Below are 12,020 nucleotides of genomic sequence, written 5' to 3'. Positions count from 1 at the left end.
GATCATGCTAGGCGCGAGGGTGCCGTCCAACCACCGGCCCGGCGTTCAAGGCGGGAGAACGACCCCCTTGGACACCGGCCCTGGGCGGCCGGTGGCGGCGGTGCGTCCCGGCGTTCGCCGGGCGGTGTTCGACCTCACAGGCCGCCTCGGGCAACCATGAACCGACCGGCCAGCCCCATCGGCACCGCCTGAACCAGGGAAGGAATCGGGATCAGCCATGTCGAACGACAGCGCCACCGCCCAGGCCCCGGCCGACGAGACGGAACTGCGCGGCCACAACCGCGCCATCGTCGAGCAGTACATGCACACGCGAGGCCAGGACCGCCTCCGCCGCCACCTGCTGTTCACGGAGGACGGATCGGGCGGCCTGTGGACCACGGACAGCGGTGAGCCGATCATCATCCGGGGGCGGGACCGGCTCGGCGACCACGCCGTGTGGTCGCTGAAGTGCTTCCCGGACTGGGCGTGGATCAACATCGAGATCTTCGACACCCAGGACCCCAACCGCTTCTGGGTCGAGTGCGACGGCGAGGGGAAGATCCTCTTCCCCGGCTATCCGGAGGGGTTCTACCGGAACCACTTCCTCCATTCGTTCCTGTTCGAGGACGGGAAGATCAAGCAGCAGCGGGAATTCATGAACCCGTGCCAGCAGTTCCGGGCCCTGGGGATCGCGGTGCCCGAGATCCGCAGGGAAGGAATCCCCACCTGAGCGGGCAGGCCATGGACTCCAGCAGGTACGAATCCCTCACCGGCACCGTCGGCCTCGACTTCCCCGAGTACGAGGCGCCCCCGCCCGAGCCGCTGGGGCTCGTGCGGCGCTGGACGGCGGAGGCCGTCGAGCATGGCGTCCGTGAGCCCCGCGCCATGGCCCTGGCCACCGCGACCCCGGACGGGCGGGCCTCCAACCGCATGGTGGCCGTGACGGAGCTGAGCGACCGCGGCGTGGGCTTCGCCACGCACCGCACCAGTCAGAAGGGCCGGGAGATGGACGCCACCGGCTGGGCGTCGGGCGTTCTGTACTGGCGGGAGACCAGCCGGCAGATCCTCTTCTCCGGGCCGGTGGCCCCGCTCAGCGACGAGGAGTCGGACGCGCTGTGGGCGGCTCGGCCCGTGCCGCTGCACGCCATGTCGCACCTGTCACGGCAGAGCGAGCCGCTGCGTGACGTGGAGGCGCTCCGCGCGGAGGCCGGCCGTCTCGCGGCGGCGGGCACGCCGCTGCCCCGCCCGGACCGGTTCGCCGGATACCTGCTGGCGCCGGACGTGGTGGAGTTCTGGTGTGCCAGCCCGGACCGCCTGCACCGCCGGCTGCGGTACGACCGGCATGCGGGCGGTGCGGGGGAATGGCGCGCCGAGCGCCTGCAGCCCTGACGGCTCCCGGTTCCGCCCGGTACCGCCCGTTTCCCGCTTGTTCCGCCGGCCGCGCGGCCGGCGGAACAAGGCAGAACAAGGCAGTACAAGGCCGAACAAGGCAGAACAAGGCAGAACAAGGCAGAACAAGAAGGCATGGACGATGATGCGGTCACAGGGTTCCCGGCTATCCCTGGGGATTTATCCGCCGCGCCAGGTCCCGCCAGGTATCGGCGTATTCCATGGCGAGCTGATGGATGGTGCTCCGGCAGTGCGACGGAATGCTGCGGACCAGCATGTCCTGTCTCTCGGCTGACAGGGCGTTGACGGCCAGCACCCGCAGCAGAAAGCGTCCGCGTTCCGAGTATTTGAGGGCCGGATCGCTCATCAGTCCGTCGAGCCGGCCGGAGGTTTCCCGCGGCGGACGTTCCGGGCGAGTGCCGGGCACGGCATGCAATAACGGCCTCACGGGCTCGCCGCCGCCCGCGGCATTCCGGATCCTCGGCTTGGCGGTCAGCGGATCCTCGCCGCGGCGGAGCCGTTCCCGGACGTCCCGCACCGTCCAGGGCGATATGCCCGCGACCCTGGCGATCGTGCGAAGCGATGCCTCGGGCCTCTGCCGGATCATCTCAGCGGCCCGCAGGCGCCCGGCGGCGCGGTCGACCGGCCGCACCCTGCCGTCCCGGCCCACCCTGACCGCCGCGCAGAGCGCCTCGCCGGCCGTCTCGCGTCGCAGTGCCCGGACCGTCTTCGTGGCCAGCGCCGTGATGGAGGCGATGACCCCGTTCGACCACTCCGGATTGGACGCCAGGATGCGCCGCGCGGCGGCGGTGCGCTCCGACAGGGTCAGGGGAAGGCCGTGGCGCGTGTTTCCCTCGACGGACAGGGCGAACGCCTCGCCTTCGGTGCCGTCGAAGAAGCGGACGGCTATCAACGACCTGCCCAGGTCGCCGGCCGCCCGCAGGCGATGCCTCCCGTCGAGCACGCGCATGGTGGGCCGGTGGACAATGATGGGTGGAAATTCCTCCTCCGATTCGACGAGGATCTTCACATGCATGGAATCCTCCGGCACACGACGCGGTGAATCGACGGCGTTCAGTGTCCCGATCGGTACCATTTCCGTTGCCGAAAGTATCCGGCCCCAACGGGCTCGCAAGAATGCGATGTCCGTCCCTGGCTGAACGATGGACTGGGAGAAACGGCTCTCGTGCTTCACTCTCGGCTCCTGTGGGCTGCCTGGGGTATGTCCGCTGGTCGCCGTACTGGTGGTGATCACGTCTGTCTCGTCAGCAGGATCGGGCGCACACACAATCGCCGGGCTCGGGTGGCACAGCAGGCCCGACTGCTCCCGCCTCGCGATAGTTTAACATTGTACAAGAATCTGACCGGAGAGGGATTGGCTCTCGCTTGTGCGGAACTGACAGAAGCTCATGTTGCGCATGGCGCGAGAGCATGCTGAGCCGTGCGTCCTGGCAGCCGCGACGCCCGCGGCTGCGTGAGTGTTCGGGGGTGCCGGAGCCGTCGCTCAGTCAGACCCCGCACGAGTGCGATGCGCTGCGTGTTCGCCACGGCGCGCAGCAGGTCTTCGGGATCGATGGTGGAGCGGATGTGGCCAGCGTTCGCCGCGGTGTCGAGAGGTGCGCCGAGGACGGGCACGAAGCGCTGCCGGAAGTAGGAGGGCAGGCTGTCGTACGCCGGGCCTCCCGAGTGCGGGGCAAAGCTGAGGCCGCGTTTGGCGGCGATGAAGCCCCCTCCTCAACCCGCCCTGACCTGGCCGTTTCGGTCACAGCCCGGTACGTGGCACGCCTCTGGGGGGACGCCAGGGGCATGACGATCTTGATTGGCGGAATTGCCACCGCTCTCGCGGCGTAACACATCTGTTTGACACTTGCTGAACATCGCGCTTAGGCTCAGAAGCATGGCAGCGACCATTGGATTCCGGCCCACGGAGGAGGACGCGCGGATCATCGAAGCGGCCTCCCGCGAGGGGGAGAGCACCAGCGACGTGATCCGCAGGGCGCTGCGCCTGCTGGAGCGGGAGGCCTGGATCACCCGGGCCAGAGCCGACGCGGAGCGGCTCGCCGGGGAAGACCTCGCCGGGGAGAGGGACGCCTGGTGATCCGCGGGGCGGTCTACCGGGTCGATCTCGGCGACGCCAAGCGCGGACACGAGCAAAGCGGACGCCGCTACGGCCTGGTGCTCAGCCCGAGCTCCATGCCCTGGAGCGTGGCGACCATCGTCCCCACATCAACCAGCGCCCAGCCCGCCGTCTTCCGACCCGAACTCGCCCTGCTCGGCACCCCCACCCGCTTCCTCGCCGACCAGATCCGCACCATCGACACCCGGTTCATCCACGGCGACCCCGTCCACTACCTCGACCGCGACGAACTCGCCGAGATCGAGCACGCCGTAGGCCGCTACCTGGGGCTGTGAGCCCGTGGACGGGCGTCACCGAACTGAGCACAGCGCATTGCCCGGACGCTCACGTCTGCATGTCCTCGTCCCGACCTGTCGGAAGCCACCTCGTAAAGGAGGCCCATCCTTCGCCTCTCCCGCCGCACCAAGTTTTCGCCCTCGTGCGCCACGCGTACCCGAAGCCCATCAGGTAACTGATCGCCGAACTCCGCCGTGCCCGGCGTGTCGGCTGATCCTTGCCCAGGATCTTGCTTCGCTCCCCTCTCCCTCAAGCCGGGCCTCGACTCCTCCGGGGCGTGCTCAGGTACCCGCTCAGCGACAAAGCCCCCCTCCCAACCCACCGTCTCGGGGAGAAAGATGTCCACGGCGGCCTCCGCCCGCTCCGCCATGGCCGCGTCCCCCACGGCCAGCAGCGGCCTGCGTTGCCTGCTCATCGCCACGCACATACGGCTGTCGCTGAGCAGATGACCGTACCGGCGCAGTGCGGAGACCACGTTGCGGAGGGATACGACTCACGACGCGGCCGACCGGCCATCCCCTTCATCACACTTCCGCTACCACCTGACGGCTGCAGTCACGACGCCGCTACTACCTGGTCGCCACCCGCGCCAGCCGAAAGGTCGATCAAGTCCTCGGTTCGGGCGCGGTTAGGCCGCTCCGGCACCGATCTGCAATGGCCGCCCGCGCCCCGTGCGCCCTATCGGTACTACCGCTTAAACCGCACGACCGTGTCGATCACCGGGTGACCGCCGCCGCTGGCGTGCGGGTACCGAACTGCTCCCTTGTTCCTGGTTCCCCGTCGGGGTGCACAGAACATGAGCACACTCAGGTGAGCGGTGGTCCGCACTCTCACGGTCTTGCGACGCCGGCTCCAGCCCGCGAGTCGCATGTGAGTGACTGTTTGATAACAACAGGTTGCCCGGGAGGGCTCCGGCTCTGGGCTGGCACCATCGTTGAGCCATGGCAGCAGCGGTGTTATCCCCGGACGACGAGATCCCTCCCTACGGCGACATCGACGCGTTCGTGGGGGCGATCGAGGCGCTCATCAACGAACCGCCGACACGGCGAGGGCCGTCGGCTCTGATCGTTCTCGAGGACGACGGGCCCGAGGACGCGGCGCGTCCGGTGCTGGCCGGGGTGCGGCAGCGGCTGCTGGGGCGGCGATGGGGGCACCTCCCAGGCCCCCAGGGGCCTGGGGGAGGGCGGTTGGTGGCGCACGCCTGGGTGGAGATGGCGGACCGGCCCGCTGAGCTGCCGCTGCCTCTGCTGGACGGAGTTGCCGACGAGTTACGCAACATGCCGCGGCACACGGGAGCGTTGCGGCTGCCGCGGTTCGCCCTGCTGCGCGCCGCGGCCACGGCGAGCGCGTTGCCCCGCGACTCGGAGGAGGAGCGGGTCAGGCAGCTCCGTCGTCACCTCTACGAACAGCGCCCCCGCCGCGGCACGGTCACCCCACCCGAGGCCGAACCGCCGACGGCTCCCTGGTGGTGGCCGCTGGTCTGGTGGCTGTTCGGCTGGTGCGGGCCGCTGCTGTTCGCCTGGCGAGCCCGGCGGCGCATGACGGGCGGGCGTGACGCCTGGTTCCCCGAATGGGTGGCGCGGCGTTCCCGTGGGGAGGCGGACCGGGACTTCTACGTCAGCGCCGCCCGCCTGGCGCCCGGCGGCGACCTGACGGCGGCGGCCGGCGAGGCGCTGCTGTGGGCGCTGCTCGCCGATCTCGACGCGGCGCTGCGCCGTCCCAGACTGTCGCCGTGGCGCGCCCGCCGCACCCGCTTCGTCATCTTCGCGGCAGGCCACACCGCTCCACTCATCGAGGCGTACCGGAACGCCACTCGCGAGCTGGGCAGCCGCGGCACCGTGCTGCTGGCCCGCGCCGAGGCCGCGCCCGGCGACCTCCAGCGGGCGAGCGACTTCCTCAACGCCGCCAGCCGTCTGCGCGATGGCGACCCACCGGAGCTCTCCGTCCTCGTGCCGCCGCCGTACCAGGCGCGGGACCAAGCCGTACGACGCGCGTTGAGCTACCGTCCGCGCATCGCGCCCCGCCGGCGGTGGGCCTGGAGCCCAGGCGTGCACGCGGGGTTGCGCGCCTGCGGCGTGACGCTGGTGCTGGTCGGCGCCGTGGCCGGCGTGGTGAGGATCCTCGATGTCCAGCTGCCGCCGCCCTTCCCGTCGTCATCGGCCTGCGGCGACTGGCAGTTCGAGGGGCCGGACGCCGGCATCTGCGTCGGTCTCAGCGACGGACGGTACTTCGAGGGCATGCCGAGCGCGGCACGGAAGACGTTCGACATGATCGCGGGGACCAACGAGGACGTGGCCGCCCTGGCCGAGGACGGCAGGGAGGTCAGGACCGTCGTTCACCTCATACAGATGGGCGCCGAGGCGACGACGCCGGACTCCGAAGTACCCGACATGCTCGCCGAACTGCGAGGCGTCGCGCTCGCGCAGCGCAGAGTGCTGGAGGAGGCGGGGAGCAACGACCAGCGTGTCGCCCTGCGCGTGCTGGTGGCGAACGCGGGCCGGAACCACCAGTTCGCAGAGGAAGTGGCTCACCGCATCACGGAGCTGTCCGGTGAGGAGGGGATCATCGGCGTGATCGGGCCCAGCGAGAGCCGTGAGGAGTCGTACGCCGCGCTACGGGTGCTGGGTGCCGCCAGCCTGCCGACGGTCGGTACTGCGGCGACGGCCGACCAGCTACGCGAGGAGTCCGCGCTCTACTATCAGCTGGCGCCCACCAACGACCGTCAGGCGCTCATGGCGTCCGAGTTCCTGGCGCACGAGGAGATCTTCTCCACCCTGACCGGCTCCGGCGACGAACCCGACGCCCCGGCCGAGGCGGCCGTCGTCGTCTACGACCCGAGCGACGCCTACAGCCAGAACCTGGCCACGGACTTCGCCCGCTACTTCAGAGAGCACGGGGAGGTGGAACTGCTGCGGCAGGGATCGCCGGCAGGCGGCTCGGGCGACGCGTCCTGGGAGACGTTCGGCGCCTTGGCCGAGGACGTCTGCGCCCGGCTGCGCGCAGAGCCCGCCACCGTCGTCTTCTGGTCCGGGAGGGAGGACGACCTCACCGCCTTTCACGACTCCTACAGCGGGCACTGTCCGCTGCCGTTGACCGTGTTGGGCGGGGACACGATCGCGAGCAACCTAGGGCTGGAGATCAACCCGCTCGACGAGGACTCCTCGCTCACCATGTACTACCTGGCGCATGCCGTACCCGGGCTCATCGAGGAGCCGCATGGACCCGTCGAGCGGTTCGTGGAGGACTACGAACGGGAATTCAACAGGATCGACACCCTGGGCCCGGAGGCACTGTACTCCGGGCACGCGGCGCTGGGCTGGGACGCGCTGTACGTCCTGGCAGAGGCCGCCGAGGGGGCCTATAACGGGGGCAGCACCCCGGACTTCGACAGGACGGCCGTGGTCTCCGAGTTCGACCAGGTCGAGATCCAGGGCGTCACCGGCTGGCTGAACTTCGAAGAGGACCGCATGCCGCAGGACAAGCCGGTGTACATCCTCCAGGCCGGCCAGGAAGAGCCGGAGGTGGTCCTCCAGTGCGGGGCGTTCACCGACCTTGATGTCCAGGAGGAGTGGGGGCGCGACGAACGCCACCCGTGCCCGTAGGACTGGCGTCTGAAGGCGACTGGTCAGGGCAGCCGCGTGAAGCTCCGGGTGCGGGTCAGGTTTTCGGTGGGACAACCTGGCACAGGGACTGAAGAAGCGGGGAGCCGTCGAGACGGGCTGGCCCGCCGGATCAAGAGTCACAGTCCCCATGGTCGCCGGGGGCGACCCGATGTCGTCGGCTCTCGCCGGGCCATCAACCACCGCGCCACGGTGATGATGACCGTTTCACCACCTGCTCATCACCCAGGGGGTAGGCGAGGCTGCCGATGCCGAAGACGTCGAGGTCGACCGGGTCGGCGAACTCCTGGTCGGTCTCGGGGGCGAGATACACCTGGGCGACGTCGGCGATCAGCTCGGCGTCCAGCGGCGTGTCCCCGAGCGATCCGAGCGAGAGATGTGCGCGCGACCGCGCGGCTGACGACACCGGGGCACCTCCAGAACCTGATGGCAATCGAGCAGGCACAGAGAGATGCAGGACGCGAGCATATCGTCAGCAGGAGCTGTCTCGGCGTGCTCTGCCATGTCCGCCCATCAGCCCTCGCTCCTTCCCTGATCTGCCGCATTCAGCATCATAATCACTCTTTACGCCCCAACTCGGCTGTCTCTCTCCTCTGGATAGGGTTGAGCGGAATACCGCCTCGGGGAGGAATGCCGGCGATGGACGAAGAATCCACCGGGCTGCTCACGGCGCACCGAGGACTGCTCGCCGAGGTTTGGCCGTGCCTGCGGGACGGTAGGCCGCTCCCGGAGCCCAGCGAGGAGGAGGCGCGCGGGCTGCGTCGCCTCGCCGCCTTGGGCGCCCCCGCGCTCCAACGTGGCAAGCGACCCGGCTTCGTCGCGGACGAGCACGTCATCGCCCTCCTCGCCGGGGCCTACGTGTTCCCCCGCGACCCGCGGGCGCCGGCAGCCCTGCGAGCCTGGTACGCGCCGCCGGCGGAGCCCGACCAGGTTCTCGCCGACCGCCAACGCCGCCTGGCGGGTGCGCTGAGCAGCCGTGCGGAGACGCTCCGTGCCGAGGGGTCACCCTTATCCCTCCTGTGCCGGGACGCTTCGCTGCTCGCCACGCGTGCCGTGTCGTTCAGCATTCCTCCCACCGACTCCGGATATCAGGCCGCCCCCTTCTGGCAGATGAACGAGTCCGCCGCTCGCTTCGAGCTCACCTCTGATGACCGGGACATGCTCGCCACCGTCCGCTACGCGCACCGCTTCCTCGACCTCGCGGCCAGCGACCCCACCGAACAGGCCCAGCGCGCGCACGAGGTCGCGGGGCGGGTGGCGTTGCCGATCGGATCCGGCCGTAACCCTTCGTTGATCCAGGAGTTAACCGGACTCCTCCGTGAGATCCTGCCGCTCGTCGATGCGGATAGTGCCGCGGAGTTCGCCGTCCGCCTGACGCTGGCAGACGTGCTGATCGACGCGGTGCTTCGGGGCGGCGAACCCCGGGAACGCCAGAGTGCCTCCCTGGCCGAGGCCGCCCGGCTCGTGGAAGAGGTCCCGCAGCGGTGGCTGTACGACCGCCGGCATCCCGAAACAACGCTGCTCTATGCCAAGATGCTGTCCTCTCTCCACCGCCTCAACCACGAACCGGAGGCGCTCGACAAGGCGATCGATGCCTACCGGTTCCTCTTCGAGACGACCCCGGCCACGGATCCCGTACGCGCCCACTACGCCGCCAGGCTCGTCGACAGGCTGCTTTTCCGGCACCGCATCGTGCGGCGGGACGAACACGACGTTTCCGAAGTGCTCACCCTGCTGGACGTGCTGGACGAGGCGGCGGCCGAGACCGGGGCCCCCGACGTTCTGGTCGCTCTGGCCGATGTCGCCGAACACGGGTACCAACTGGGTCAGGATGCGGCCTTGCTCGAGCTCGCGGTTGAGCGCCTGGAGCACGCCACCGCGCCGGGCGCGCAGCATGCCCACGACGCCCCGCTGCTGAGGAGACTGGCGGATCTGTTCACCAGGGGCTACGACGCGATCAAGGACGCGGACCGCCGCGGCGAAAGCACCGCCCGCCGGGCGGTGGAGGTGTCCCGGCAGAGCGGGGAGCGGGCCGACTGCCTGGGCGGACTGGGTTCTCTCCTCATCAGACGCTATGAGGCGACGCAGCAGCTGGCCGTGCTCGAGGAGGCGATCGACGTTGGCCGCGAGGCGCTCCTCATCCAGCCCGACGACCCGTGGCGGCCGCCCCGCGAGGAGATGTTCCTGCTCTCGGCGCTGCTCCGCCGCTATTCCAGGACGGGCGACACGGCCTCACTCGACGAGGCGCTGACCCTGGCCGAGCGCATGATGACGGGCCGATCGGAGCTGACGGCAGAGTTCCCGACGGTGCTGGGAGTCGTCGCGGGAGTGCTGACGCTGGGCGCTCAGGGGCGGGAGCGACTGCGCCGCATGGAACTCCTCCTGCGCGGCACCCTCGCCCGCATGCCAAGCCGCCATCCCAGTCGCGGCTTATTGCGTATCAACCTGGCAGAATTGCGGATGCACCAGAACGAGGACGGCGCGCTCGACGAGGCAGTGGGGATGCTGGAGGTTCTTGCCGACTCCGGTGAGGTGACCGGTGAGGAACTCACCAGCACCCGGCTGTCCCTTGCTGAAGCGTGCCACTGGCGCTTCCTGCGAGACACCGCTCAGGAGCGGAGTGGTGGCACAGCGACGGCGGACCGCGCCGACCTCGACCGGGCGGTGGACATCGCACGAGCTGAGGCCGCGGCGGCCCCCCTCGGTTCCTACGCTCGTCGGAAGGCCCTCGGGTTGCTGCAGGAGATGCTGGTCACAAGCATCGGTCTCGATGAAGGGGACGGGCCCGACATCCTGCGTGCCACCGCCGAGATCATCCCAGCACTCACCGAGCTGGTCGAGGACACCAGTGCGAGCGCCCTCCAACGGATCGAATACGCCGTGACACTGGCCGGGTTCGCCCGGCCGTTCAACCGGCCGCAGGCGCTCGCCACCGCTCGGACTGCCGTCGAGCTCCTGCCCCTCGTCGCCTGGCGCGGAGCCGACCGCGTCGATCACGAGAATCAGCTCGCCGCGATCGACGGGCTTCCCGTACAGCCGGGGTCATTCGCCGCCGAGATCGCGCTGGAAGCGGGCCGCACGGACGACGCCCTCGAGCTGCTGGAGCAGGGCCGCGGCGTACTGGCAACACAGGCGCTCCAGCTCAGGACCGGGATGGATCGGCTGGCCCGCAGCGAGCCCGGGATCGCAGCGCGCCTGGGCGCACTGCGCCAGGCTCTCGACGAGTCGTTCGTCCTCCGCGACAGCGCCGACACCGATCGCCGCCACCGCCTTGCACGAGAATGGGAGGAGACCCTGGCCCAGGCACGAGCGGTGCCGGGCTTCGAGAACCTGCTGCGACCGGCGCGAGCCAGGGAACTGGTTCACGCCGGTGACGAGGGCCCGGTCGTCATGGTCAACGCCGGCGCCTATCACTGTGACGCCCTCCTGCTGGAGGGCGGCCGCGTCCGCCCCTGCCCGCTGCCCGACCTGAACCTCGCCGAGGCGAAGGAGCGGATGGAAGCGTTCCTGGAGGCGGCCACCGTGGGCGCGGCGAGGCCCAGCGGAATGGCCGGTGCCCTCGCCCAGCGCATCGCCGCGGAGACGCTGGACTGGCTGTGGAACGCCGTCGCCGCGCCCGTCCTGACCAAGCTGGGCGTCACCAGTTCCGGCTCGCCGGACGATGTCACGCCCCTGCCACGTCTGTGGTGGTGCCCCACCGGGCCGCTCAACTTCCTTCCTCTGCACGCCGCGACCGACAGCAGGACCGGCGACAGCGTCCTCGACCGCGTCGTGTCCTCCTACACGCCGAGCGTCGGGGCGTTGCTCCGGGCCCGCCGCAGCGGCGCTCAGCGAGGCGGCGGCGATGGGCCCCGCATGCTGGTGGTGAGTGCCGGGGACGTTCCCGGCTACCCGCCGCTGCCCGCCGTCCGGCGGGAGGCCGCGCTGCTCGGCGGCATGCCCGGGTGGCCCACGACCACCCAGCTCGCCGACGACCGTGCCACGGCCGGGCGGGTGTGCCGCGAGATCGCGGGCCACTCCTGGGTGCACTTCGCCTGCCACGGTGCGCAGGACCCGGCGAGCCCTTCGCGCGGCGCGCTGGTGCTGCCCGGCGGCGAGCTCGGCGTTCTCGACCTCGCCCGGCTCGACCTCGCCCACGGCGAGGTGGCGTATCTCTCCGCCTGCGACACCGCGCTGGGCGGCATCCGCATGCCCGAAGAGGCTGTGCACCTTGCCGGTTCGCTCCAGCTCGCCGGCTTCCGGCAGGTCGTCGGCACGCTGTGGCGGGTCGCCGACGACACCGCCGCGGAGGTGGCCGAGCGGGTGTACGGGCGGCTGGGCATCCACCGGGGCCATCCCGTCCGCGCCGAGCCGCCGCCGGTGGCGCTCGCGCTGCACGAGGCGGTGCGCGCGGTGCGGAAGGGTGCGTCGGACCGGCCGCTGGACTGGGCGGCGTACGTGCACACGGGCCGGTGAAACCCGGCCCCGGCCCCTTCCGCGACCCCGTACAGCACGGGTGGCGGCCAGGTCGACGCTGACAACGCCGCCGTCTTCCGACGCGCGGCCGCGAGGGTCGCCCGTCAGGTCGGTCAGCAGGCCGCGTGCCACCGCGAGGGAGGCGTCTCTGTCCCGAAGGCTGC

8 protein-coding genes are annotated in these 12,020 nt (G+C 70.4%); 6 read left to right on the top strand and 2 right to left on the bottom strand.

The window, feature by feature from the left end; all coding sequences use genetic code 11:
* The first annotated feature begins 217 nt into the window (after positions 1–217).
* Together ACTWQH_RS05950 and phzG are read left to right on the top strand one after the other, a co-directional pair.
* A complete protein-coding gene (locus tag ACTWQH_RS05950; RefSeq protein WP_443285269.1) occupies positions 218–709 on the top strand; it encodes a PhzA/PhzB family protein in 492 nt (163 codons plus the stop codon).
* A gap of 11 nt (positions 710–720) precedes the next feature.
* Positions 721–1,368, top strand: a complete 648-nt coding sequence (phzG, locus tag ACTWQH_RS05945) for a phenazine biosynthesis FMN-dependent oxidase PhzG (protein WP_443285268.1) — start codon at positions 721–723, stop codon at positions 1,366–1,368.
* A 166-nt stretch (positions 1,369–1,534) separates the two neighbouring features.
* On the opposite strand, the gene ACTWQH_RS05940 is transcribed toward phzG, so the two are convergent.
* On the bottom strand, positions 1,535–2,563 hold the full coding sequence (locus ACTWQH_RS05940) for a hypothetical protein (RefSeq protein WP_443285267.1): 1,029 nt from the start codon (positions 2,561–2,563) through the stop codon (positions 1,535–1,537).
* A 702-nt stretch (positions 2,564–3,265) separates the two neighbouring features.
* Here ACTWQH_RS05940 and ACTWQH_RS05935 point away from each other — a divergent pair.
* From ACTWQH_RS05935 to ACTWQH_RS05925, 3 genes are all read left to right on the top strand, one after another.
* Positions 3,266–3,466 (top strand): hypothetical protein, encoded by a 201-nt coding sequence (locus ACTWQH_RS05935; protein WP_443285266.1) that lies wholly within the window; start codon positions 3,266–3,268, stop codon positions 3,464–3,466.
* The gene (locus ACTWQH_RS05930) at positions 3,463–3,780 is read left to right on the top strand and encodes a type II toxin-antitoxin system PemK/MazF family toxin (protein ID WP_443285265.1); all 318 of its coding nucleotides are present in this window, start codon (positions 3,463–3,465) and stop codon (positions 3,778–3,780) included. Before ACTWQH_RS05935 ends, ACTWQH_RS05930 begins: the two co-directional genes overlap by 4 nt.
* 942 nt (positions 3,781–4,722) lie before the next feature.
* Positions 4,723–7,383 carry a hypothetical protein gene (locus tag ACTWQH_RS05925; protein ID WP_443285264.1) on the top strand — a complete coding sequence of 887 codons (2,661 nt, stop codon included), beginning with the start codon at positions 4,723–4,725 and terminating at the stop codon, positions 7,381–7,383.
* Positions 7,384–7,576: 193 nt separating this feature from the next.
* Here ACTWQH_RS05925 and ACTWQH_RS05920 read toward each other — a convergent pair whose 3' ends face one another.
* On the bottom strand, positions 7,577–7,807 hold the full coding sequence (locus ACTWQH_RS05920; protein ID WP_443285263.1) for a hypothetical protein: 231 nt from the start codon (positions 7,805–7,807) through the stop codon (positions 7,577–7,579).
* 233 nt (positions 7,808–8,040) lie between these two features.
* On the opposite strand from ACTWQH_RS05920, the gene ACTWQH_RS05915 reads away from it, so the two are divergent.
* Positions 8,041–11,856 (top strand): CHAT domain-containing protein, encoded by a 3,816-nt coding sequence (locus ACTWQH_RS05915; RefSeq protein WP_443285262.1) that lies wholly within the window; start codon positions 8,041–8,043, stop codon positions 11,854–11,856.
* Positions 11,857–12,020: the final 164 nt, after the last annotated feature.

This window comes from Streptomyces sp. 6N223, from assembly GCF_052246635.1.
Lineage (GTDB): Bacteria > Actinomycetota > Actinomycetes > Streptomycetales > Streptomycetaceae > Streptomyces.
This window is presented reverse-complemented; position numbering and strand designations above follow the sequence as displayed.

Bases quoted from the DNA above. Each gene is read 5' to 3' on its own strand.
- ACTWQH_RS05925 (WP_443285264.1), top strand. From the start codon at position 4,723: ATGGCAGCAGCGGTGTTATCCCCGGACGACGAGATCCCTCCCTACGGC.
- ACTWQH_RS05915 (WP_443285262.1), top strand. From the start codon at position 8,041: ATGGACGAAGAATCCACCGGGCTGCTCACGGCGCACCGAGGACTGCTC.
- phzG (WP_443285268.1), top strand. From the start codon at position 721: ATGGACTCCAGCAGGTACGAATCCCTCACCGGCACCGTCGGCCTCGAC.
- ACTWQH_RS05950 (WP_443285269.1), top strand. From the start codon at position 218: ATGTCGAACGACAGCGCCACCGCCCAGGCCCCGGCCGACGAGACGGAA.
- ACTWQH_RS05935 (WP_443285266.1), top strand. From the start codon at position 3,266: ATGGCAGCGACCATTGGATTCCGGCCCACGGAGGAGGACGCGCGGATC.